The sequence below is a fragment of the Micromonospora taraxaci genome (assembly GCF_007830095.1).
Classification (GTDB): domain Bacteria; phylum Actinomycetota; class Actinomycetes; order Mycobacteriales; family Micromonosporaceae; genus Micromonospora; species Micromonospora taraxaci.
The window spans coordinates 934306-956756 of record NZ_VIWZ01000001.1 but is presented as its reverse complement, the minus strand read 5'-3'; the positions used below and the strand labels follow the sequence as shown (position 1 = coordinate 956756).

Sequence of the window (22451 nt, the reverse complement as noted above, 5' to 3'; positions counted from 1 at the left end):
GAGGCACAGTGGAGGTCAAGATCGGCGTGCAGTACGCGCCGCGCGAGCTGGTACTGGACAGCGCGCAGTCGCCGGCCGAGATCGAGCAGATCGTGACCGACGCCTTCGCCGGTAACGGCGGCACGCTCTCCCTGACCGACGAGAAGGGCCGGCGGGTCATCGTTCCGGTCGAGAAGGTCGCCTACGTCGAGATCGCCGAGGCGTCGCCCCGGGCGGTTGGTTTCACCGTCCGCTGACCGGTCCGGCCATCGCGGCAGGTCGGCGTTCGGCCCACCTGCCGCAGGCCGGCCCCGGTCCCGGCCGCCGCAGACCGGTCCCGACCGGCTGGGCGGTCAGTTGTTCAGCCCGGCGGCGGCCATTCGCGCGGTGTGCGCGGCGGTGAGCCTGCCGAACAGCCCGGGCACGTCGACCCGGTCGTCCCGCGCGATGAGCGTGGTGAGTGCGGCCCGCTCGGTGGCGACACGGCTCGCCTGGGACAGCGCCTCGCCGACCAGCCGCCGCCCCCACATGGAGAGCCGGCCGGCCACCCGGGGGTCGTCGGCGACCGCGGCCCGGATCTCGGCCGCGGCGAATTCGGCGTAACGGGAGTCGTGCAGGACGTCGAGCACCAGTGCCCGGTCCGGTTCCTCCAGTGCGTCGGCGATCTCCCGGATGAAGTCGTCGGTGATGGCGTCGCCGACGTACGCCTTGGCGACCACCTCCGCCCAGTCCCGAGGCTCGGTCGAGTCGTGGTACGCCTGCAGCGGCTCGACGTACGGCGCCATCGCGGCCTCCGGCGGCACACCTAGCGCGGCGAGCCGGTCGGCGAGACGCTGGTAGTTGACGATCTCGGCGGCGGCCATCTCGTTCAGCGCGGCTCGCCGGCGCAGGTCAGGGGCGAGCCGTGCATCACCGGCCATTCGTTCGAAGGCGAGCAGTTCGCCGAAGGCGACCAGGCCCAGCAGATCGGCGACGGCGGGACCGGGGGTGGTCGGCGTGGACACGAGCGCAGGCTACCCCGTATCCGAACGCTCGGGCGGACGTGACGTAGGTCACATTTGCTTGCCCCGCGTGGCGAGTGGCCGGATGGGAATCGGGACGGGGGCATGCCTGTTCAGGTAGCATGGAGCAGTTGCCGTGGGCGCCGATCTGATCGAAGCTCAGCCCGCGGCGCGCGTGCGGCCCGGTCCGGCTCGGCAGTCTGCCGCCGACCGTGTGGCCCGCGTCATACCGAACGCGCCCTGAGGACATGACGGGCGCACCCACGAGAGGGCACCCCCACATCCAGATGAGCGAGTTGACTCAAGATCTGATGGACGGCCAGGAACTGGCCCCCACCGCCCCGGTTCGACCGGAGGCCCCCACGTTCGCCGCACTCGGCGCCCGCGCCGAGACCGTCGAGGCTCTGGCCGCGGCCGGCATCACCCGCGCCTTCGCCATCCAGGAGTACGCGATCCCGATCGCGCTGCGCGGCGTCGACCTGATCGGCCAGGCGCCCACCGGCACCGGCAAGACCCTCGGCTTCGGCGTACCCCTGTTGGATCGGGTGTTCGCGCCGGGCGAGGGAAGCGACGGTGTCCCGCAGGCGCTGGTCGTCGTCCCCACCCGTGAGCTGGGCATCCAGGTCGCCAAGGACCTGGCCGCCGCCGGCCGCACGCGCGGCGTCCGGGTGCTGCCGATCTACGGCGGCGTGGCGTACGAGCCGCAGATCGACGCGCTGCGCAAGGGCGTCGAGATCCTGGTCGGCACCCCCGGCCGGTTGATGGACCTGCAGAAGCAGAAGCACCTCCGTCTGGACCGGGTGCACGCCCTCGTCCTCGACGAGGCCGACCGGATGCTCGACCTGGGCTTCCTCGACGACGTCGAGAAGATCCTCGCGATGCTTCCGGAAGACCGGCAGACGATGCTCTTCTCGGCCACCATGCCGGACCCGATCGTCACCCTGTCCCGGCGCTTCCTGCGCCAGCCGATGACGATCCACGCCGGGCACACCGCCGAGACCGGTCCGTCGCCGCAGACCCAGCAGTTGGTCTACCGCACCCACTCGATGAACAAGGTCGAGGTGGTGGCACGCATCCTCCAGGCGGAGGGGCGTGGACTGACCATGATCTTCACCCGCACCAAGCGGGCCGCCGACCGGGTCGCCGAGGACCTCGACTTCCGCGGGTTCGCGGTCGCCGCGGTGCACGGTGATCTCGGCCAGGGCGCTCGCGAGCGGGCACTGCGCGCCTTCCGCGCCGGCAAGATCGACATTCTGGTCGCCACCGACGTGGCGGCCCGAGGGCTGGACGTCACCGGCGTCACCCACGTGATCAACTACGACTGCCCGGAAGACCAGGACACCTACACCCACCGGATCGGTCGTACCGGCCGGGCCGGCGCGACGGGCGTGGCCGTGACCTTCGTCGACTGGGACGACATGCCGCGCTGGCGGATCATCGACAAGACCCTCGGTCTGGAGATGCCGGAGCCGCCGGAGACGTACCACACGTCGCCGCACCTCTACACCGACCTGCACATCTCCACCGAGGTCAGCGGCACGCTGCCCACTGCCGAGCGCACCCGGGCCGGGCTGTCCGCCGAGATCGAGGAGGACCTGGGCGGGACGACACGCTCCCGCCGGGGCGACGGCGGTGGTCGGGGTTCCCGACGCGGTGAGAGCCGCAGTGAGGGGCGGGGCGAGCGCCGTGGTCGGGGCGACGGTCGCCGTGACCGCTCCGACTCCGGCACGCCGGCCGTCGCCGAGGCACCCGCGGTCGACGCCACCGAGGAAGGCACCCGTACCCCCCGCCGTCGGCGGCGTCGCCGGGCCGGCGAGGTGGTCGCGGGCGAGGCGACCGCGGTGATCGCCGCCGAGACCGCCGCCACCGAGCCGGCCGCCGCATCCGACGGCGAGCCGTCGAAGCCGCGTCGCCGCCGGCGTCGCCGTGGTGGCGGCTCCGGTGCGGGTACGCCGGCCGAGGCGACCGCCGACTGACCAGCAGCCACACCTGACATCCCCCGCACCGCCCCGCGCGGTACGGGGGATGTTCCCTTCCCACCCCACCTGCCGAAGATGGAACGATGCCGGAACCACTGGACGCTGCCCTGACCGAGGTCCGGGCGCTGCTACTCGACCCCGCGCTGACCCGGGCGGTCGCCGCCGGACGACGCCGTGGGCACCGCCCCTCGATGGTTCGGGCCGAGCTGCGGCCGGTGACGCTCAAGGCCGGGCCCCGCATCCAGATCTCCACGTCGGACGGCGCTCGCCCGTACACCCGTAACGTCGCTCCCGGCGCGGAGGCCGCCGTTGCGGTCGACGAACTGTTGGCCGAGCCCTTCGGCAACTGGCACGTGGAGACGGCCGACGCGACGCTCCAACTGCGGGTGACCAAGTCCGGCGAGGCTCAGGTGCACCGGGCCGCGACCACCCGTGCGGCGGCGACGCCGGGCGGGAACGACCGGGCCAAGGAATACCTCCTCGATCCCGGTGACCCGATCTTCACCGAGATCGGCGGCTCGGCGGCCAAACGACGCCAGGTGGACGCGTTCCTGCGGGCCCTCGCCGCGACCCTGCCCGACGACCTGACCGGCCCGCTCCGGGTCGTCGACCTGGGCTGCGGCAACGCCTACCTGACGTTCGCCGCGTACCGCTACCTGACGGGTCGCGGGCTGGACGTCCACCTGATCGGTGTGGACGTCCGGGAGGACCAGCGGCAGCGCAACACCGAGCTGGCGCAGCGGTTGGGCTGGGCCGACCAGGTCAGCTTCGTGGCCGGCACCATCGCCGACGCCGTCGTCGACCCCGCGCCCGACCTGGTGCTGGCGCTGCACGCCTGCGACACCGCCACCGACGAGGCGTTGGCTCGCGCGGTGCGCTGGGAAGCCCGCTGGGTGCTGGCCGCCCCCTGCTGCCACCACGACCTGGCGAAGCAGCTCCGCGCCCACCCGGCCCCGTCCCCGTACGAGCTGCTGACCCGGCAGGGCATCCTGCGCGAGCGCTTCGCCGACGTGCTCACCGATGCGCTGCGCGCCGGGTTGCTGCGGGTGCACGGGTACCGGGCCGAGGTGGTGGAGTTCGTGGACTCCCAGCACACGCCGCGCAACCTGCTGATCCGTGCGCGCCGCACCGGCGGCGGGCCGACCGAACCGCAGCGTGCGGAGTACCGCGAGCTGGTCGACCAGTGGCAGGTCACGCCTCGGCTGGAGACCCTGCTCTCCGCCGACGACGAAAAGCTCGCCTAGGGCGTGTGTCAAAGTCCTCGGTCGTGCCGAGGCGGAGTCCAGGCGGCGGTCCGGCAAGGCGGAGATGGGCTTGGATACCGGTGTTGTATCCGAGCCCATCTCCAACGCCGCCGGCCGTCGTCTGGGCCCGCCGCAGGCCGGCCAGGGGCTTTGACACACGCCCTAACGGCGGCGGTCGCTGCGGTCGCGGGCGCCGGCACCGCCGTCGAGGACGGACACCCGGTCGGCACCGAGCCGGTGGCCGGCCCGATCGCCGTCTCCCGGAGCGGTCGGGAACGGGACGACCTTGCCCGCGCTCTCGGCGTTGCCGGCCGCGGCGAAGGCGTTCCAGGAGATGTCCACCAGCAGCTTCTTGACCTCGGCGTGCCGGACGGCCGCACTGTGCTGCAACGCCATCCGGGCACCGAGCACGACACCGACCAGCGTCGTGGTGATCGCGCCGGTGGCGGCCAACACGTGCAGACCGGTCGCGGAACTGGTGCGGAGCGCCAGGACCAGCAGCCAGATCCAGAAAGCGGCAGCGAAGACGCCGGCCTTGGCGACGAAGAAGAGGCTCACCGCACCGGGCTGGTACGGCTGGGGGCGGCTCGGTTCGGCCATGGTGCTCCTCGGCGATGGTGCGGTCGGAGGCGGCAGGCGCGATACGCCAGGCCGGGACGGGCACCGAGCTTAGTGGAACAACGATGATGATCGCTCGGTGCAAATTTCGGACCGCACCATGCTGCCGGAGAAAAAGTCTCATTCACGGGACAGTTTGTGCGGTCAGTCAATTGTTTCCGCCCTTGGGCGTACTACCCTCGGAAGGCGCATCGTCCCGGTGCTCCGGCAGGGGGGAAAGACACACAGGGATGGCATCAGCCGACGTATCACCACAGATGGCCTTCGCCCGCTTCGTCCGGCGCGCCATCGATGACGCTCGCGACGAACGTGGCTGGACCGTGACCGATCTTGCCTCACACACGGGCGTTGGTCGCTCCACCGTGTTCCGCTGGCTCGCTGGTGACTGGCAGGACTATCCCGAACTGGCGAAGGTACGCGGCTTCTGCGCCGCGCTGGATCTGCCGGTCGCCGCGGCCTTCCGTGCGCTCGGGTTGCCCGACGCCGGCCCCACGCCCCGCCGACGCCACGACGACGGCCCCGTCGAGGCGGACGTCCGCGCCATCCTGGACCGGCTGGCCGATCCCACGGTCCCCGCCGAGGAGAAGCACCACATCCGCGACCTGCTCCGCTACCTGGCCCGCCGCCCCATCCGCCGCGCCGGCTAACCCCACGCCCCACGCCCGAGATCGTCACAACATCGGGGATGTTGCTGCCTCAAACGCAGCGGAAGCAGCAACATCCCCGATGTTGCGCGGATCTGCCGGCTCAGCCCGGAACGGGTCGATCCGCCACAGCCGACCCAGCCCGAGCATCGATCATGAAGTTATTGCCACGACGCGCCGTGGAAAGTGGCGATAACTTCATGATCAACGGAACGAGAGGGGGCGGGCAGGGGCGGGTGGGGCTTTAGGGGACGGTGAGGGTGAACTCCGCCGTGTGGACCGTGGGGCCTACCTGGAAGTCGAGGTAGAGGCGGTAGCGGCCCGGCCCCGGGGTGGTCAGCCAGAACTTGATCTGGCCGTCCAGCAGTTCCGGCTCCGGGTGCACGTGCAGGTAGCCGAGGTCGCCCTCGCGCAGTGCCACCAGGTGCCCGTACGCCCCGAGGTAACGCTCCAGCGGGGCGGCTCCGCCCTCGCCGTCGACCCGGAAGGTCAGTGGCACTGTCGTCCCGGCCTGCGGGGTGCCCTGGTAGCCGACCGTGAACCCGTCCACCGTCGTCGAGGTGGCCGGTCCCGGCAGCGGGCGAGGCTGGTAGTCACCGGGCACCACCAGGTCCGCGCCGAGGGTCACCGCGGTCTGCGCGCCGGTGTCCGCGACGACGGTGAAGTCGGTGTACGCGCGCCAGACGCCGGACTGCGCGAGGGTCAACGGCACCGACCAGGTGCCGTCGGCCGCCATGGTCGGGTGCAGGTGCTGGTAGCCGGTCAGGTCCCGGCGTACGACGATGAGGTGCATCGGCTTGTCGTGCACGACGGCGAAGCGGGTGACCGGCCGACGCTGCACGTCGCGTACCTGGAAGCGGAGCTGACCGGGGCGACCGGCCGTGAAGTCGGTGGACAGCGGCACCAGGGTGAGCCCGGCCGAGCTGACCGCCAGGCCACCCGGCTCGGTGGGCGCGCCCTGGTCGGTGCCCGTGGCGGTGCCGTGGTTGTGCGGGCCGATGCCCGGTGGGTCGGTGTGTTCGGCGGCCAGGGAAGGGACGCCGGCGGTGGTGCCACCCTCGTTCAGCCGGCCGAGGCCGAAACCGAGCAGGACCGCCAGCACCAACCCGCCGACCACCAGGGCCAGCCGGAGTGTGGCCCGGTCCGGCGCGGCGGAGACCTGGTCAGGCACCGCCGACACCCAGCACGTGAACCCCCTGGTCGAAGGCGGCGCGGGTGTCGGGCTGCTGGTCGGTCATGCCGCCCACGGTACCGTCGCGCCCGGCCGACCCGGACCGACGCCCGGACGGCGTGGCGACGATCGCATTCGACGCCGCCCGGGAACTTCTCCACCGACCGGCACCGAAGCGGGCGTCACCCGGCGACGGCGAGGGCGAGCGGGAGCACGTCGGGTGCGCCGGCCCGGCGCAGTGCCCGAGCCACGAGCGTCATCGTCCAACCCGAGTCGATCAGGTCGTCGACGAGGAGCACCGGGCCGTCCAGGCCAGCCAGGGCGTCGGCCAGCTCGGTCGGCACGGTGAAGGTGTCGTGCAGCGCGCGTACCCGTTGGGCGCTGTTGCCGCGCGGCCCACCGGTGCCGCCCGCACCAGCTGGCGTGACCTGGCCGAGGAGCGGCAGCCGGCCCACGGCGGCGATCCGCTCGGCGAGCGACCCGACCAGCCGGGGCCGCCGCCGGGAGCCGACCGCGACCACGGCCACCGGCCGGCGGGGCCACGGGTCGTCGCCGTGCGCCCACGCCTTCAGCACCTCCACCACGGCGCCGGCCACGTCGTCGGGCACCGGCCCGTCGGGCGCCTCCGGGCCGACAAGATCCCGCAGCCGGCCACCCCAACCCAGGTCGGAGAGACGCCCGACCGCACGGCCCGGCAGGGCCTGCTCCGCGGGGGCGATCCGGCCTTTGAGGGGTACGCCCACCGCGTCGAGCCCGGTCGGCCAGAGCTTCTTCGGGGCGATCTCCACACCGGGCCGGCCCAGGAAGGTCTGCGCGGCGGCGAGAGCGGCCGTCGACACGTCGGCGACGAAGAGGGGCTCGGCGCACCTGTCGCACCGACCGCAGTCGGTCGCCCCGGTGTCGTCCAGGCGTTCCCGTAGATACCGCATCCGGCAGTCGGACGTGGTCGCGTACTCCCGCATGGCCTGTTGCTCGACGGTGCGCGCCTCGGCGACGCGGCGCAACCGGGCCTCGTCATAGGTCCAGGGCTCGCCGGTGGCGAGCCAACCACCGCGCACCCGGCGGACCGCGCCGTCCACGTCGAGAACCTTGAGCATCAGCTCCAACCGGGCCCGGCGCAGGTCGACGAGGGGTTCGAGGGCCTGGGTGGAGAGCGGGCGGTCGGTGTGCAGGGCGGCCAGCACGGCCCGGACCTGCTGCTCCGGCGGGAACGCCAGCGAGGCGAAGTATCGCCAGATCGCGGCGTCCTCCGCACCGGGCAGCAGCAGGACCTCGGCGTGCTCCACGGCGCGACCGGCGCGGCCGACCTGCTGGTAGTACGCGATCGGCGACGGTGGCGCGCCGAGGTGGACGACGAAGCCCAGGTCGGGCTTGTCGAAGCCCATGCCGAGCGCGCTGGTGGCGACCAGCGCCTTGATCTTGTTGTCGAGCAGGTCCTGCTCGGCGGCCCGCCGGTCGGCGTCCTCGACCTGCCCGGTGTACGAGGACACCGGGTAGCCCCGGGAGCGCAGGAACTCGGCGGTCTCCCCCGCCGCCGCAACGGTCAGCGTGTAGACGATCCCCGAGCCGGGCAGCTGATCCAGGTGGTCGGCGAGCCAGGCCAGCCGGTGCGCCGGGCTGGGCAGGTCGAGCACCCCGAGGCGCAGCGACTCGCGGTCCAGGGTGCCGCGCAGGACGAGTGCGTCGCCCAACTGCTCGGCCACGTCCTCGGTGACCCGGGAGTTGGCGGTGGCGGTGGTGGCCAGCACCGGGGTGCGCTCGGGCAGCTCGGCGAGGAACGTGCGCAGCCGCCGGTAGTCGGGGCGGAAGTCGTGCCCCCAGTCGGAGACGCAGTGCGCCTCGTCGACCACCAGCAGCCCGGTCGTCGCGGCCAGCTTGGGCAGTACGCCGTCACGGAAGTCCGGGTTGTTGAGCCGTTCCGGGCTGATCAGCAGCACGTCCACGGCCCCGGTCTGGATCTCGGCGGTGATCTCGTCCCACTCGTCCAGGTTCGCCGAGTTGATCGTGCGGGCCCGGATGCCGGCCCGGGCCGCCGCCTCGACCTGGTTACGCATCAGCGCCAGCAGCGGCGAGACGATCACCGTGGGGCCGTGCTCCCCGCCGTCTCGCAGCAGGGCGGTGGCCACGAAGTAGACAGCCGACTTGCCCCAACCGGTGCGCTGCACACAGAGCACCCGCCGCCGGTCGACGACCAGCGCCTCGATGGCCCGCCACTGGTCCTCGCGCAGCCGAGCGTGGTCACCGGCCAGCCGGCGCAGCACCGCCTCGGCCCGCTCCCGTACCGCTGCTCGATCGTGGCTCATCCGGCATTTCTACCAGCCATCGCCGGGGAACCCCCACGGTCAACGGGGCCCGAAACGCTCCGACCGCGTCGTCACGGGAGTGTGCACCGGCAGGAAGAGCAGGACGTCGCGGAGCGCCTCGGTGGCCGCGACCGGAAGCGGGCAACGCGCCGCCAACTCCTCCATCGACCCGTACGGGCCGCGTACCCACCGGTCCATCGCCACCTGCCGGCGTTGCGCATCGGTGAGCCCGGGCAGCGTGGCGAGCACCTGATCGGGTACGGCGTTGACGTCGACGAGCCCGCCGTCGTCGAAGGCGCGGGGCAGGTCCGGTCGGCCGATCGCGAACTCCAGACGTGCCGAGGGGTAGCGGTGCAGCAGGTTGCGCGCCTGCTGGCGGCGAATCCGGCGCTCCTCCTCGAGGGCCTGCGCCACGCGCGGCCGTCCGGTAATCCGTCCCCAGACCCAACTGTTGAGCAGGACTATGTGCGCGGAGCCCACCAGCCAGCAGAGAAAGATCACGCCGAGCCCGGAGAACACCTCCGCCGGCGAGTCCTCCGTCTCCAGGTCATCGGTGGCGATCATGACGACCAGCAGCGTCGCGGTGAGAAAGTAGCCGAGGGCCGCGAGGCCGAGCCGTCGACTGCGCCGTCGCACCGCGTACGCCAGCACCACCAGCCAGGTCCCGGTGCCGAACGACACGAGTGCCAGGAGGGTCCCGAGGACTGTGGTGGTGGTGCTCACCCACGTTGGTAGCGGGTGCCGCTCCCGGCGTGGCTGTTCGACAGCGAACGGCGAAGGCGAGCCGGCGGGCAGACCGTCACGTGCGGGTTGGAGCGGCGAGGGCAGATCCGCGTAGTGAGGAACGGGCGCCGGGGCCGGCGGGACGGGCGCCGGGGCCGGGACTGTCGCCTGGACCGGGACTGCCGGAGCGGGTCGCCCTGCGTTCGGGACACCGGCGGTGAGGGTCGGGTCGGCCCGCAGGATCCGCGCGTGCAGCTCCCGGAGCGCCTCGCCGGGCCCGATGCCGTGCTCCTCGCGGAGCAGGCTGTCGATGTCCCGGTACGCAGCGAGTGCCTCGGCCTGCCGACCGCTTCGGTACAGCGCGAGCATGTACTGGTGGCGCAGCCGCTCCCGGACCGGGAACTCGGCCACCAACTCGACCAGCTCACCGACCGTCTCGCGGTGCCGCCCGCTGTCCAGTTCCAGCTCCGCGCGGGTCTCCAGGGCGACGGCCCGTAGCTCCACCAGGCGGTGCCTGGCGGCCTCGAACACACCACCGGAGAAGCCGGTGAACGGCTCCCCGTGCCACCGGGCCAGAGCATCCGTCAGCTCGGCCAGCGCCTCCTCCGGGCTTTCCGACGCGTGCCGCCGGGCGGCCTGGACGCCCCGCTCGAAGCGGATCGCGTCCACCGCCTCCGGGTCGACCCGGAGCAGATAGCCGGCATCGGTCAGGCTCAACACCTGCCCGGGCGTACGCGGCGAACGGTCCGGCTCCAGCACCCGGCGCAGCCCGGCGACGTACTTCTGCACGACGTTGGGGCCGTTCGCGGGCGGATCCTCCGGCCAGACCGCCTCGATGATCTGCCCGGTGGACACCGGACGGCCCGGGGCGAGCAGCAGCACGGCGAGCACCGCGCGCTGTTTGCCCGGACCGAGGTCGATCTCCCGGTCGGCGTACCAGGCCCGCTGAGGCCCGAGGATCTCGAAACGCAGCTGTCCTGACATGCGAGTTTCCGCTCCTGACACCCCCGTGAGCACCGGACGGCAGTGCCCGGCAGCCGGACGGCAGCATATCGGCAGCCGGACCGCCGTGATGGTCCGCAACATCGTCGTCGGCAGAAGCCACGCAGCGAGAAAGAGACATGCGATGACACAGGCAACGGGCACCGCCGGCACCTTCGGGCGGACGGTCGGCACGATCGCCGCCGCACTGGCAGCGACCACCTTCCTCGGGGGTTGCGGGACGAAGGACGAGCCCGCCGCGGCACCGCAGAACAGCCCGGCCGCCAGCCCCAGCGTCAACCCGAAGGACGCGCTCCTGGACGCCGTACCGGACGGCTCCGAGGGGGCGTTCCGGTTCAGCGGCAAGGATTCGACGAGCACCATTAACGGCCGGATCGATCCGACGGCCAAGGCGTTCGAGCTCAACATGAACATGCCGCCCGACTCGGACGGCATCGTGGTGAAGATGTCGTTCCTGGTGATCGAGGACCAGAACTGGGTGAAGGCGAAGTTCAGCGGCCGCTCCGGCCTGCCGAAGTTCCCCGACAAGTGGATGAAGCTGGACCGGGCGAAGTTGACCGACGCCGCGAGCATCCCGACCTACGACGGCGTGGACCAGGGCAACGCCGGCCCGCTCATCCAGGCGGCGACGTCAGTTGAGGAGAAGAGCCCCGGGCAGTACGTCGGGTTCATCGACGTGAGCGAGGCGGAGGCGGCGAAGGCGCTGGACGACGGCGAGGCGGCGGCGCTCGGCGAGGCGGCGAAGAAGGTGCCGTTCACGGCGGTGGTCGGTGCGGACAAGCACCTGGCGTCGCTGACGCTGAAGATTCCGGCCGCCGGCAAGGCGAAGGCGTACGACTACGTCATCAACTACGCCGACTACGGCAATGCCCCGAAGATCACCGTCCCCACCGGCAACGCCGCCACCAAGGCCCCGACGATGGCGTACGAAATGCTCAACGGCTGACCCACACCACCGGAGGGCGGCGGCCACACGGGGGGCCGCCGCCCAATCCCTGTTGATCAAGAGGTTTGCGTCATCGTTCGGCCGAATCCTGACGCAAACCTCTTGATCAACACGGTCGGGGTCAGCGGGGGCGGGGTCAGGGGCGGGGGCGGGGGCGGAGGGAGCGGGTCAGGTGGGCGACGCGGGGGGCCAGGCCCGCCAGGCCGCCGGGGAAGAAGTAGACGGCCAGGATGAAGACCGTCCCCAGGACGAACAGCGGCTGGCTCAACGGGTGACTGAGGACAGCCGGCAGGCTGTCGACGGCGTCGCTGGTGCCGAAGGCGGTGAGCCGGTGGTCCAGGTACATGTAGAGGACACCTCCGAGCACCGGCCCCCACCGGGTGCCCGGCCCACCGAGCACCACCATGACCAGCAGCGACAGGGTCAGCTCGGAGGACGTGATGTGCGGCGACGCGCCGCCGACGATCAGGACGTAGACCACCCCGCCCGCCGACGCCAACCCACCGGCCAGCGTGAACGCGACCAGCTTGTAGCGGTACGGGTCCAACCCGAGTACACCGATCCGCCGTTCGTCGTCACGCAGACCGGCGAGCACCCGACCGGTCGGCGACCCGCTGACGCGGTGCACCACGAAGACCACGAGCGTCAGGTACGCCAGTGCCAGCCAGTACAGGTTGACGGTGTTCGTCACCCCGACCAGGCCGGCGGGCAACCCGGACACGTCCAGCGGCAGGCCCTCCTCGCCTCCGGTGAGCCCGCCGAAGTCCCGGGCCACCAGGATCGCCCCGACCTGCGCGAAGGCCAGCGTGACCATGGCGAACGCGATGCCCACGGTCCGCAGGGCCACCGCTCCGAGCAGCGCGGCGAGGATCGTGCCGCCGGTGACGGTCAGCAGGGCTGCCTGCCACAGCGGCAGCCCGGCCCGGGTGACGAGGATGTCGGTGCCGTAGACGCCGGCGGCGAAGTACAGCGCGTGCCCGAAGGAGAGCATCCCGGTCCGGCCGAAGAGCAGGTCGTATCCGGCCGCCAGCCCGCCGAAGATCAGGCAGATGGCGAGGATCTGCAGGGTGCCGGGCGAGTTGACCGGCCCCTCGAAGATCCCCGGCAGGGAGATCGTCGAGTACGGCAGGATCGCCAGCACGACGAGCGCGACGAGCGGCAGGAACGGGCGGACCCGGTGCCACCGCCCCCGCTGCGGGGTCAGTTCGTCCGGCACCTGCGCGGGAGGCGCGTCGATCACCGTCATGCCGTTGCCACCTTTCCGGCGATGCCCTGCGGGCGCAGCAGCAGCACCACGGCCAGCAGCCCGACCACGCAGATGTCGCCCAGCCCGGACGTGCCGTAGTAGTTGACGAACTGCTGCACCAGCCCGACCACGACCGCCGCGTACGCGGAGCCGACCACCGAGCCCATCCCGCCGATCACCACCACGATGAACGCGAAGATCAGCAGTGAGCTGCCCTGGCCGGGCGAGACGGTGCCGAAGTAGACACCGCCCAGCGCCCCGGCGAGCGCCGCTGCCGCCCCGCCGATCGCGAAGACGAGCGTGAACGCCTTGCGCACGTCGATGCCGAGCGCGGTCACCATCTCCCGGTTCTCCACCCCGGCCCGGATCACCAGGCCGTACCGGGTCCAGCGCAGGAACGCCAGGATCGCGCCGAGCACCAGCACCGCCGCGATGATCAGCAGCAGGCCGCCGTTCGGCACCTGCGCGCCGAGGATCCCGGTCACCTGCCGGGTCCAGTCGGGGCGCGGGAACGGACGGGCGTCCGCACCCCAGGTGGCCTGCAACAGCGCCACCCCGGCCAGCGACAGGCCGACGGTGACCAGCACCTGCTCGATGGTGCGGGAGTAGAGCGGACGGATCAGCACCAGCTCGACCAGGATCGCCACCAGCGTGCCGGCGGCCACTCCGAACGCGACAGCCAACACGAAGCCGAACCCGTCGGGGCCCGCGCCCGGCAGGTTGCCCGCCGCCCACCAGGTGCCGTACGCGCCGACGCCGAGGAACAGCCCGTGCGCGAAGTTGAGCACGTCGGCCAGGCCGAAGACCAGGGACAGGCCGGAGGCGACGAGGAAGTACAGCGCCGCCAGGCCGAGCCCGGTCAACGCCAACAGGATCACGGTGCCCATCAGTGTTTCACCTCCGCCGAGCCGACACCCAGCAGCGACTTGGTCAACGCCGTCTCCAACAGCAGCTCGTGGGCGTCGCCGGTCCAGGCCACCTTGCCGGCGGCTAGCACCACCGCATCACGGGCCAGCCGGCGTACGACAGCCAGGTTCTGCTCGACGAGCAGCACCGGCACCGACTCCGCCACCCGTTCCAGCACCTCCGCCACCTCGGTCACCACCTTCGGCGCCAGCCCCTTGGTCGGCTCGTCGACCAGCAGCAGCCGGTTGTCGTTGAGCAGCACCCGACCGATCGCGAGCATCTGCTGTTGGCCGCCGGAGAGCGAGCCGGCCCGTTGCCGTCCGCGCCGGTCCAGCTCCGGGAAGAGCGCGAAGACCTTGTCGTACGCCGGGCTGGTGCCGCGCCGTTCGGCGAGCCGGAGGTTCTCGGCGACGGTGAGGCCGGCGAACACGTCCCGGTCCTCCGGCACGTAGCCGAGCCCACCGCGGACCAGCCGGTGGGTGGGCTGGCTCAGCAGACTCTGCGCGCCCATCCGGATGGTGCCGCGGACCTCCCCGGCGGGCGGGGTGAGCCCGAGGATGGCGCGCAGCGTGGTGGTCTTGCCGACGCCGTTGCGGCCCAGCAGGACCGTCACGCCGGTCGGGGCGACAGTGAAGGACACGCCTTGGAGGATGTGCAGTCCGGAGATCCGGACCGACAGGTCCTCCACACTGAGAACGGGTTCCATTAGAGCGACTCCCCCAGGTAGGCCTCTTGCACTGTGGGGTTGGCCATCACCGTCTCCGGGGTGTCGCAGGCCAGCAGCGCGCCGTGGTGCATGACGGCGATCCGGTCGGCCAGCTCCAGGATGACGTCCATGTGGTGCTCGACCATCAGCACCGCCCGACCGCTGTCGCCGGTCAGGGACTTGATGACGGCGACCAGTTCCGGGATGTCCTCGGCGCTGACCCCGGCCATCGGTTCGTCCAGCAGCATCACCCGGGGTTCACCGGCGAGCAGCAGGGCGATCTCCAACTTGCGCTTCTCGCCGTGGGCCAGGGTGCCGGCGAGTGCCGTACCCCGGTGGGCGAGGCCGACCCGGTCCAGCGCCGCGTCGGCGGCGGCGGCCACCTCCCGGTCGGCCGCCGCCCGCCGCCACAGTGCCATCGAGCCCCCGCGGTGCGCCTGCACGGCGAGCCGGACGTTCTCCCGCACGCTGAGCGAGCCGAAGACCGAGGACGCCTGGAAGGTACGGCCCAGCCCCAGGCGGGCACGCCGGTGCGGCGGAAGCGCCCCGATGTCCTGCCCGTCCAGGGTGATCCGGCCCTCCGTGGCCCGACGCAGGCCGGTGATCAGGTTGAACAGTGAGGTCTTGCCGGCGCCGTTCGGCCCGATCACGCCCAGGAACTCCCCGGGCTCGAGGTCGAGGTAGACGCTGTCGACGATGGCGACCTCACCGATCCGCCAGGTCAGACCGCGGGTGGCGAGCATGGGTCAGCCCTTCATGGCCACGGCCGGTGGCGCGGTCTCGTCACCGGTGAGGCTCTTCTGCGCGGTGGCCGTGAACGCGGTGCCGCTGCCGGCAAGCTTGGCCTGGAACATCGGCTGGAGCAGCGCGTGGTCGGCGGCCCGGATGGTCATCTTGCCCTTGACCCCGTCGAAGCTCCAGCCCTCCAGAGCGGTGACCATCTTGTCGACGTCGTCCCCGCCCTCCTGCGCCGCCCGGACCACCATCTGAGCGGCGGCGAAGCCGTCCGGGTGGAACAGGTCGATGGTGTTGACAGTCGCCTTCAGCGCCTTGCTGGCCTCGGTGTCGCTGGCACCGTCGAAGTAGTGCGACAGGAAGGAGATCTTGGTGCCGGCAGCACCGAAGGTCGGCCACGAGGCGCGGATGTCCAGACCCGTGACCACAGTGGTGGACGCGAGCACACCCTGCTGGTCGAGGGTCTGCCACATGGCCGGGGCGGTGGTGCCGGCCCAGGCCACGAAGAGCAAGTCCGGCTTGGCGGTCTTGATCTGGCTGGCGAACGGGGTGAATTCGGTGGCGCTGGCCGGGGCCCGGACACTGCTCACGGTGGCGCCCGCCCCACCGATGACGGCCTTGACGGCCGCCTCGTTGGCGTCGCCGAACGCGCCGTCCTGAGCGAAGACCACTACCTTCTTGCCGGCCGGGTCGCCGATGAACGACTTGGCGGTCACCACGTCCTGGTAGGACTGCCGGCCGGAACGGAACGTGTACTTGTTCGCGCCGGTCACCGCGTCGGTGGCGGCCGGTCCACTGATGAACAGGACCTTGTTCTGCGCCGCGATCGGCGCGACCTGCAACGCCACGCCGGAGGCGGTGGAACCGGCGATGATCTTCGTGCCCTTGCCGATCAGGTCCTTCGCTGCGGAGACCGCCTTTGCCGGGTCACCCGCGTCGTCGACCTCGGTCAACTCGATCTTCCGGTCACCGACCTTGCCGGTGCCCTTCGTGGCGAAGTCGAGCCCGGCCTTGAACCCCTCGATGTACTGCTTCCCATAACTGGCCAGGGCACCCGACTGGGAGTACACCAAGCCGACCTTGACCGGCGCGGCGCTGTCGCCGCCGCCGGTGGCGGTGTCCTGCGGGCTACCACAGGCCGTGGCGGCCAGCGCCGCGGCCATCATCGTGGCGGCGGACAGGAACGCCCGCCGCGTGTGCCGGACCGTCATCGCGACTCCAGGTGAGGACAGGATGCTGTGTTGTCGGCTCACGCTAGAAGTGACGTCACCCACGAGCTATGTGGCAGAAACACACAAGTAACAGGAATGAGGTGGCCCGGGGTTACAACGGCCCGCACGACCACCGGAGCGTCGTCGTTCCCGGTGGCCCGAACCCCCACGGACCACCCGAGGTCTGTGTCGCCTCGCCCCATCTGCCCCGATCGGTCAACCACAGGGACCGTCATGGGCCGCCGGGCGCGGGCAGCGCCGACGACCGTCGAGCAGGCTGTCGCAGAAGAAGCCGGGCGACAAACTGCCCTCCATCCGGAAACTCGCCGAGACCTATGCCGTGCACATGAACACAGCCTCGCGGGCGCTCTCGCTACTTCACGACCGCGAGCTGATCACCGGCCAGCCCGGCCGCGGCACACCTATGTGACCGATCAGCCCGGGAGGTAACTCCTCCACCCCCGCGAGCAGGCGAAGATTGCGTCAACATCCCTGTTGTTGCTGTCTCAACCCGCCTCAAGGCAGCAACATCAGTGAAGTTGCTGCCGCGTCCGAGTCGATTCCTCGAAGATCGTGCTCGATCGTGGTTGTAGGGGCCTCGAACTCGCGGCGATGCCACTACATCCTGGATCCAGCGTGATCTTGCGGGGGCCGGACCGCGGCGGGCGCTTGACCGGCGCGAGGCTGCGTGGGGCGGGCGCGGCGTACCCCGGATGTGCCGCTGGCCCGCAGTCCGGGTGGCGGACGACGGGCCAGCGTCTGGGCCGGGCGTGATCGGCCCAGCGATCGACCGTAGCGGATCAGCTCCGGCCGAGGTCGGTTCCCGGCGAGGCCGGCGGGGTCAGTTGTCGGCGAGGCCGGCGCGGGCGGCGACGGCGGTGTCCGGGTGGTCGCTGAAGACGCCGTCCAGGCCCAGACCCAGGAAGAGCTCGTACTCGGCCGTGATGTCGCCGCGAGCGTTGGGATCGGTGCCGATCCGGAAGTCCACGGGGAGGAACTGGTTCTCCGCGCGGAACGTCCAGGAGTGCACGAGCAGCCGCTCGCGGTGCGCGTCGCGTACCACGTTGGTGGGGGCGAGCAGGTTGCCGGCCGCGTCCCGGGGCACCAGCAGGTTCTTGTTCGCGCCGATGCCGTCGGCGTACCCGGCGATCCACTTCAACCCCGCCGGCGTGACGAGGTCCTGGTAGCTGCGGGTGTCACCGGCGACGGTGAAGTCGTACGGGCGGCCGGTGGCGTCGAGCAACTGCACCAGCTTCACGTCGGTGAGTCGGCTCAGGCGACGCAGGTTCGCCGTCTCGAACGACTGGATGAAGACCGGCGAGTTCCTGCGGTCCAGCTTGTTCTGCCGCAGCACCTTCAGCAGCGGCTCCTCCAACGGCTTGCCGATCGACGTGAAGTAGGTCGGGTGCTTGGTCTCCGGGTAGATACCGATGGTGCGGCCCCGTGCCCGCCCCTCGGTACGGGCCAGGTCGATGACCTCCTGGAGGGTGGGCACCTCGAAACGGCCGTCGAAGGCGGTGTTCGCCACCCGGACCTGCGGCAGTCGTTCCTTGGCTCGCAGCGTCTTCAGCTCGGCCAGTGTGAAGTCCTCGGTGAACCAGCCGGTCACGGCGACACCGTCGATGGCCTTGGTCGCCTTGCGGGCCGCGAACTCCGGGTGGGCCGACACGTCGGTGGTTCCGGAGATCTCGTTCTCGTGCCGGGCGACGAGCACGCCGTCGGACGTCGACACCAGGTCCGGTTCGATGTAGTCGGCGCCCATCCGGATCGCCAGCCGGTACGCCTCCAGGGTGTGTTCCGGCCGGTAGCCGCTGGCACCTCGGTGACCGATCACGATCGGACGGTCGTTCGCCCGGGTGCGGTCCGCGCCGGTCGAGGGCTCGGCGGCGGCCATCGTGGGCACGGCCACGGCGGCGGCGGCGAGCAGCGCGCCGGCCACGCCGAGGGTCGAGAGGGTACGTCGCAACGCCGTCTCCTGTCATCGAAGGGTGTCGCGGACAGCAGACCGCCCGCGGTTGGCCGGGAGTTGGTCGACGACTGACCGGCAGGTGAATCTCCGGAATGGGCGTTCCCGCTCCGACATCGGTCCGGAAAAGGAAGATTGTCTGGTGCGCTGGTTCCTTCGCAATCCCGTGCGGCTGGTGCCGCTGGGGTTCCTGGTGCCGATCCTGCTGGGCACCGGGCTGCTGATGGCGCGCTGGGCAACAGTCGATCACCAACGTCCGCCACTGGTCACCGCGTTGTTCACCGCCACCTCGGCGGTCTCGGTGACGGGAATGGCGATCAACGACACCCCCAACTACTGGTCCGGCCCCGGCCTGGTGGTGATCACCCTGCTCACCCAGCTCGGCGGACTCGGCATCCTCACCGCCGCGGCGCTGGTCATCCTGGTGGTCTCGCGCCAACTGGGCCTGCGCAACCGGCTGCTGGTGCAGGCCGAGACGGCGGAGTTCGGGATCGGCGACGTGGCCCGGCTGCTGCGTCGGATTGCGGTGACCGTCTTCGCCTGCGAGGCGGTGATGACCGCCGTGGTAGCCGGCCGGCTCTGGTGGGCGTACGACTACGGGCCGGGACGGGCCCTCTGGTCAGGGGGGTTCCACGCTGTCCAGGCGTTCAACAACTGCGGATTCGCGCTCTACAGCGACGGACTGTTGGGCTTCGCCCGCGATCCGTGGGTGTCCCTGCCGCTGGCGTTGGGTGCCATCGTCGGCGGTCTCGGGTTTCCGGCCCTGTTCGAGGCGGTTCGTGAGTGGCGCAAGCCGGCGAGGTGGGTGGTGGCCACGAAGCTGACCATCTGGGGCAGCCTCGCCCTACTGCTGCTGGGCTTCGCCGGCCTGCTCGCCGCCGAGTGGACCAACGCCAGCACCATCGGCTCGTACGACGCCGCCGGCAAGACTCTCGCGTCGTTCACCCAGATCGCGTTGAGCCGCACCGGCGGTTACGACGTGCTCAACATCGCCGACCTCCAGGAGGAGAGCTATCCGCTGCTGATCGTGCTGATGTTCATCGGCGGCGGCAGCGCCAGCACGGCCGGGGGGATCAAGGTGTCCACGTTCTTCCTGCTCGGGTTCACCATCTGGGCGGAGCTGCGCGGCGAGCCGGACGTGACGGTCGGGCACCGCCGGGTGGCCACCGCCAGCCAGCGACAGGCCGTCACGGTGGCTCTGCTGAGCGTCGCGCTGGTCACGGCCGGGACGATGCTCCTGCTGCTGCTCACCGAGGGTGTGCGGTTCGTCGCTGCCCTGTTCGAGGTCACCTCCGCGTTCAGCACCACCGGGCTCACCGTCGGTCTCGCGGCTGAACTGCCGGCCAGCGGCCAACTCGTGCTGACCGTGCTGATGTTCATCGGCCGGGTCGGGCCGCTCACCCTGGGGTCGGCGATCGCCCTGAACACCCGACGCAGGCTCTACCGCTACCCCCAGGAACAACCAATTGTCGGTTAGGGCATGTTTCATAAGGGCGGCCGAGCCGAGGCGGAGTCCGGGCGGCGATCCGGCAAGGCGCGGTCGCGTCCGGATACCGGTGTTGTATCCGGACGCGACCGCAACGCCGCCGGGCGTCGTCCGGGCCCGCCGCAGGCCGGCCAGCTCTTATGAAACATGCCCGAGAGACGAGGAGGGTCGAGGTGTCCGCGAGACGATCTGACGGCGGCGGGATCGTGGTGATCGGGTTGGGTCGCTTCGGCTGCCACCTGGCCGCGTCGCTCACCCGGATGGACCGCGAGGTGCTGGCCGTCGACCGCAACCCGGCCCAGGTCCAGCGCTTCTCCGACAAGATCGACCGGGTGGTCCAGGCCGACTCCACCGAGGAGGGGGCGCTCCGTCAGCTCGGCGTCGCCAGTTTCGCCCGGGCGGTGGTGGCCATCGGGGCGTCGGTGGAGGCGAGCGTCCTCACCGTGCTGGCGTTGGTCGAGTTGGGTGTGCCGCAGATCTGGGCGCGGGCCACCTCGCAGAAACACGCCAAGATCCTGTCGTCGGTGGGCGCGCACCACGTGATCTTCCCGGAGGCGGAGACCGGTGACCGGGTGGCGCACCTGATCGTCAGCCGGCTGCTGGACTTCGTCGAGTTCGACGACGACTTCGCGATCGCCACCGTCCGGGTTCCGGAGTCGTTCGTCGGGCGCACCCTGCTCGACCTGCGCCCGGACGAGCGTTCCGGGGTCCGGGTGATCGGCGCGAAGGTGCCCGGCGAGCGTTTCCGGTACGCCTCGGACGACACGACCCTCACGCAGGGCGGGGTGCTGATCGTGGAGGGCGGGATCGACCAGGTCCAGCGGTTCGCGGGGCGACGCTGACCATCACTTCTTCTTCGGCCCACCGTGCCCCTCAGGGGCCTTCACCCTTTTCCCGGACCACCCTGCCCCTTGGCCTCGCCGGCCTTCCCGGGCCCCTTTCCGGGCTTCGGCGGCTTCGCCTTCTGGGCGGTGCCACCGCCGGCGCCGCTGGGAGTCGTCGCCTTCTTCGGCGGTGCCTTCGTGGTGGCCGCCGTCGTCGCCGGTGCGGTGGACGGGACGCTGCCGGCCACCCCGGAGACGCGTACCCCGCAGGTCACGTCACCGAGTCGGAACTCCACCGGCAGCGGGTTGGCCCCGCTGTACGTGCCGGACAGGGTGAGCTTCTCGGCGGCGCCGGGCGCCAAAGTGGTGCGCTGGGCCGCGGGTCGGATCAGCACCGTGCTCCCCTGCTGCTGCACCGACGTCGGCTCGGCCTTCGTCACGGTCTGCTGGCCGGGGAACGTGAAGTTCATCGTCCAGTCCCGGAGTTCCTGCTTGCCGGTGTTGGTCACTGTCAGCTCGGCGGCGAAGTCCTTGCCGGTGTCGGCCCGCAGCGCGTACGTGACGTCGCAGGTCGCCGCCTGCGGCAGGCCCATCCGCGCCTCGGTGGTCGGCCGGTCGTCGCCGCTGGCCGGGCTGCGCGAGGTGAAGCCCCACATGGCGCCGGTGACAGCGATCAGGCCGACGGCTGCCACCCCGGCCTCCACCCGCCGGCGACGCCGGTCCATCCGCCGGCTCCGGTTGCGGGTGCGGGACAGCGGCAACGCGTCGGTCGCCGCGGACCACGGCAGGATCGTCGTGCCCGCGTTGGCCAGCGCAGCCGGGTCCAGTTGCCCGGCGGCCGGCGAGACCGGCACCGCGGCAAGCATCCCGGCCGCCTCGGCGAGGGTCCGGGCCAGTTCCGCGGTCGCCGGGCGGTCACCGGGCCGCTTGGCCAGGCACCGCCGCACCAGGTCGGTCACCTCGTCCGGCAGACCGGGCACCGGCGGCATCGGGTCCGGGTCGTTGTACATGTGCGCGCGCAGCATCTGCGTGGTCGTGTTGGCCTGCCAGGGCAGTCGACCGGTGAGCATCCGGTAGAGCAGCAGACCGACGGCGTACACGTCGGTGGCCGGGGAGACCTGGCCGTTGTCCAACCTCTCCGGAGCGAGGTACGCGGGGGTGCCGAGCAGCGCGCCGTCCGGGCCCTTCTCGCTCTCCCCCACCAGCGCGGAGATGCCGAAGTCGACGACCTTCACACCGGTCGGCGTGAGCATCACGTTGCCCGGGGTGACGTCACGGTGCACCACACCACGCGCGTGCGCGGTGGCCAGCGCCGAGCTGACCTCGGCGCCGATGGTCACCGCCTCCCGCCACGGCAGACTGACCTCCCGGCCCAACCGGTTGGCGAGTGAGGCTCCGTCGACCAACTCCATCACCACGTACGGCACGGTCAGGCCGACCTGCTCGGACTCGCCGTAGTCGTACACATTGGTGATGTTGGGGTGGCAGAGCCGCGCCGCGGCCTGCGCCTCCACCCGGATCCGGTGCCGGAAGGCCCGGTCGCTGGCCAGCCGCGAGGCCAGCACCTTCACCGCGACCTGGCGTCCCAACACCTCGTCGTAGCCACGCCAGACCACCGACATGCCGCCCGCGCCGAGTTGCTCGACGAGCCGGTACCGCTCATCGAGGAGTTGCGCGTTGTTCCGGTCCCCACCGCCCATGGTGGCCGTTGTTGCCCAGGCTGGACACACCTACACCTGTTGGATCGGAATCGGTCAGGAA

At 71.3% G+C, this 22451-nt stretch carries 20 protein-coding genes; 8 read left to right on the top strand and 12 right to left on the bottom strand.

Going from position 1 to position 22451, the window contains the following annotated elements; genetic code table 11:
* The first annotated feature begins 8 nt into the window (after positions 1-8).
* Complete coding sequence (locus FHU34_RS04530) at positions 9-236, top strand: DUF3107 domain-containing protein (RefSeq protein ID WP_030329796.1); 228 nt, start codon at positions 9-11, stop codon at positions 234-236.
* Positions 237-332: 96 nt separating this feature from the next.
* Here FHU34_RS04530 and FHU34_RS04525 read toward each other — a convergent pair whose 3' ends face one another.
* Positions 333-983, bottom strand: coding sequence for a ferritin-like fold-containing protein (locus FHU34_RS04525; RefSeq protein WP_145778839.1), 651 nt, complete (start codon positions 981-983; stop codon positions 333-335).
* 284 nt (positions 984-1267) lie between these two features.
* Here FHU34_RS04525 and FHU34_RS04520 point away from each other — a divergent pair, with 284 nt between their 5' ends.
* Entirely contained in the window at positions 1268-2956 is a 1689-nt protein-coding gene (locus tag FHU34_RS04520) for a DEAD/DEAH box helicase (RefSeq protein ID WP_145778838.1), read from the top strand.
* Positions 2957-3042: 86 nt separating this feature from the next.
* Positions 3043-4203: a class I SAM-dependent methyltransferase gene (locus FHU34_RS04515; RefSeq protein ID WP_145778837.1), complete on the top strand. Its 1161-nt coding sequence runs from the start codon at positions 3043-3045 to the stop codon at positions 4201-4203.
* Between the two features lie 162 nt (positions 4204-4365).
* On the opposite strand, the gene FHU34_RS04510 is transcribed toward FHU34_RS04515, so the two are convergent.
* Positions 4366-4803 (bottom strand): hypothetical protein, encoded by a 438-nt coding sequence (locus FHU34_RS04510; protein WP_145778836.1) that lies wholly within the window; start codon positions 4801-4803, stop codon positions 4366-4368.
* Positions 4804-5051: 248 nt separating this feature from the next.
* Between FHU34_RS04510 and FHU34_RS04505 the strand changes: the two genes are divergently transcribed.
* Positions 5052-5468 carry a helix-turn-helix domain-containing protein gene (locus tag FHU34_RS04505; RefSeq protein ID WP_088987517.1) on the top strand — a complete coding sequence of 139 codons (417 nt, stop codon included), beginning with the start codon at positions 5052-5054 and terminating at the stop codon, positions 5466-5468.
* Positions 5469-5709: 241 nt separating this feature from the next.
* Here the strand turns inward: FHU34_RS04505 and FHU34_RS04500 are convergent, their stop codons facing one another.
* From FHU34_RS04500 to FHU34_RS04490, 3 genes are all read right to left on the bottom strand, one after another.
* Positions 5710-6636: a hypothetical protein gene (locus tag FHU34_RS04500; protein ID WP_145778835.1), complete on the bottom strand. Its 927-nt coding sequence runs from the start codon at positions 6634-6636 to the stop codon at positions 5710-5712.
* A 182-nt stretch (positions 6637-6818) separates the two neighbouring features.
* On the bottom strand, positions 6819-8939 hold the full coding sequence (locus tag FHU34_RS04495; protein ID WP_145778834.1) for a RecQ family ATP-dependent DNA helicase: 2121 nt from the start codon (positions 8937-8939) through the stop codon (positions 6819-6821).
* A 39-nt stretch (positions 8940-8978) separates the two neighbouring features.
* Positions 8979-10646: an AfsR/SARP family transcriptional regulator gene (locus FHU34_RS04490; protein ID WP_145778833.1), complete on the bottom strand. Its 1668-nt coding sequence runs from the start codon at positions 10644-10646 to the stop codon at positions 8979-8981.
* Between the two features lie 142 nt (positions 10647-10788).
* On the opposite strand from FHU34_RS04490, the gene FHU34_RS04485 reads away from it, so the two are divergent.
* Positions 10789-11610 carry a hypothetical protein gene (locus tag FHU34_RS04485; protein WP_145778832.1) on the top strand — a complete coding sequence of 274 codons (822 nt, stop codon included), beginning with the start codon at positions 10789-10791 and terminating at the stop codon, positions 11608-11610.
* A 136-nt stretch (positions 11611-11746) separates the two neighbouring features.
* Here FHU34_RS04485 and FHU34_RS04480 read toward each other — a convergent pair whose 3' ends face one another.
* From FHU34_RS04480 to FHU34_RS04460, 5 genes are read right to left on the bottom strand one after another with little or no spacing between them, the layout of a single operon-like run.
* Positions 11747-12856 (bottom strand): branched-chain amino acid ABC transporter permease, encoded by a 1110-nt coding sequence (locus FHU34_RS04480; RefSeq protein ID WP_145778831.1) that lies wholly within the window; start codon positions 12854-12856, stop codon positions 11747-11749.
* Positions 12853-13743, bottom strand: a complete 891-nt coding sequence (locus FHU34_RS04475; protein WP_088987511.1) for a branched-chain amino acid ABC transporter permease — start codon at positions 13741-13743, stop codon at positions 12853-12855. The genes FHU34_RS04480 and FHU34_RS04475 overlap by 4 nt, the downstream gene beginning before the upstream one ends.
* Positions 13743-14468, bottom strand: coding sequence for an ABC transporter ATP-binding protein (locus FHU34_RS04470; protein WP_145778830.1), 726 nt, complete (start codon positions 14466-14468; stop codon positions 13743-13745). Before FHU34_RS04470 ends, FHU34_RS04475 begins: the two co-directional genes overlap by 1 nt.
* Positions 14468-15211: an ABC transporter ATP-binding protein gene (locus tag FHU34_RS04465; protein WP_145778829.1), complete on the bottom strand. Its 744-nt coding sequence runs from the start codon at positions 15209-15211 to the stop codon at positions 14468-14470. Before FHU34_RS04465 ends, FHU34_RS04470 begins: the two co-directional genes overlap by 1 nt.
* 3 nt (positions 15212-15214) lie before the next feature.
* Positions 15215-16414, bottom strand: a complete 1200-nt coding sequence (locus tag FHU34_RS04460; protein ID WP_145778828.1) for a substrate-binding domain-containing protein — start codon at positions 16412-16414, stop codon at positions 15215-15217.
* 346 nt (positions 16415-16760) lie between these two features.
* On the opposite strand from FHU34_RS04460, the gene FHU34_RS33540 reads away from it, so the two are divergent.
* Positions 16761-16844 carry a GntR family transcriptional regulator gene (locus FHU34_RS33540; RefSeq protein ID WP_244311889.1) on the top strand — a complete coding sequence of 28 codons (84 nt, stop codon included), beginning with the start codon at positions 16761-16763 and terminating at the stop codon, positions 16842-16844.
* Between the two features lie 411 nt (positions 16845-17255).
* On the opposite strand, the gene FHU34_RS04450 is transcribed toward FHU34_RS33540, so the two are convergent.
* A complete protein-coding gene (locus FHU34_RS04450; protein WP_145778827.1) occupies positions 17256-18380 on the bottom strand; it encodes a glycerophosphodiester phosphodiesterase in 1125 nt (374 codons plus the stop codon).
* A 142-nt stretch (positions 18381-18522) separates the two neighbouring features.
* On the opposite strand from FHU34_RS04450, the gene FHU34_RS04445 reads away from it, so the two are divergent.
* Both FHU34_RS04445 and FHU34_RS04440 read left to right on the top strand, forming a co-directional pair.
* Positions 18523-19857 carry a TrkH family potassium uptake protein gene (locus tag FHU34_RS04445; protein ID WP_145778826.1) on the top strand — a complete coding sequence of 445 codons (1335 nt, stop codon included), beginning with the start codon at positions 18523-18525 and terminating at the stop codon, positions 19855-19857.
* Positions 19858-20039: 182 nt separating this feature from the next.
* The gene (locus tag FHU34_RS04440; protein WP_145778825.1) at positions 20040-20708 is read left to right on the top strand and encodes a potassium channel family protein; all 669 of its coding nucleotides are present in this window, start codon (positions 20040-20042) and stop codon (positions 20706-20708) included.
* A gap of 41 nt (positions 20709-20749) precedes the next feature.
* Here the strand turns inward: FHU34_RS04440 and FHU34_RS04435 are convergent, their stop codons facing one another.
* A complete protein-coding gene (locus FHU34_RS04435) occupies positions 20750-22390 on the bottom strand; it encodes a serine/threonine-protein kinase (protein WP_145778824.1) in 1641 nt (546 codons plus the stop codon).
* Between the last annotated feature and the right edge of the window lie 61 nt (positions 22391-22451).

Excerpts from the sequence above, each read along its gene's own strand:
- FHU34_RS04520 (WP_145778838.1), top strand. The coding sequence starts at position 1,268 with ATGAGCGAGTTGACTCAAGATCTGATGGACGGCCAGGAACTGGCCCCC.
- FHU34_RS04515 (WP_145778837.1), top strand. The coding sequence starts at position 3,043 with ATGCCGGAACCACTGGACGCTGCCCTGACCGAGGTCCGGGCGCTGCTA.
- FHU34_RS04510 (WP_145778836.1), bottom strand. The coding sequence starts at position 4,803 with ATGGCCGAACCGAGCCGCCCCCAGCCGTACCAGCCCGGTGCGGTGAGC.
- FHU34_RS04505 (WP_088987517.1), top strand. The coding sequence starts at position 5,052 with ATGGCATCAGCCGACGTATCACCACAGATGGCCTTCGCCCGCTTCGTC.
- FHU34_RS04495 (WP_145778834.1), bottom strand. The coding sequence starts at position 8,939 with ATGAGCCACGATCGAGCAGCGGTACGGGAGCGGGCCGAGGCGGTGCTG.
- FHU34_RS04490 (WP_145778833.1), bottom strand. The coding sequence starts at position 10,646 with ATGTCAGGACAGCTGCGTTTCGAGATCCTCGGGCCTCAGCGGGCCTGG.
- FHU34_RS04485 (WP_145778832.1), top strand. The coding sequence starts at position 10,789 with ATGACACAGGCAACGGGCACCGCCGGCACCTTCGGGCGGACGGTCGGC.
- FHU34_RS04480 (WP_145778831.1), bottom strand. The coding sequence starts at position 12,856 with ATGACGGTGATCGACGCGCCTCCCGCGCAGGTGCCGGACGAACTGACC.
- FHU34_RS04475 (WP_088987511.1), bottom strand. The coding sequence starts at position 13,743 with ATGGGCACCGTGATCCTGTTGGCGTTGACCGGGCTCGGCCTGGCGGCG.
- FHU34_RS04470 (WP_145778830.1), bottom strand. The coding sequence starts at position 14,468 with ATGGAACCCGTTCTCAGTGTGGAGGACCTGTCGGTCCGGATCTCCGGA.
- FHU34_RS04465 (WP_145778829.1), bottom strand. The coding sequence starts at position 15,211 with ATGCTCGCCACCCGCGGTCTGACCTGGCGGATCGGTGAGGTCGCCATC.
- FHU34_RS04460 (WP_145778828.1), bottom strand. The coding sequence starts at position 16,414 with ATGACGGTCCGGCACACGCGGCGGGCGTTCCTGTCCGCCGCCACGATG.
- FHU34_RS33540 (WP_244311889.1), top strand. The coding sequence starts at position 16,761 with ATGAACACAGCCTCGCGGGCGCTCTCGCTACTTCACGACCGCGAGCTG.
- FHU34_RS04435 (WP_145778824.1), bottom strand. The coding sequence starts at position 22,390 with ATGGGCGGTGGGGACCGGAACAACGCGCAACTCCTCGATGAGCGGTAC.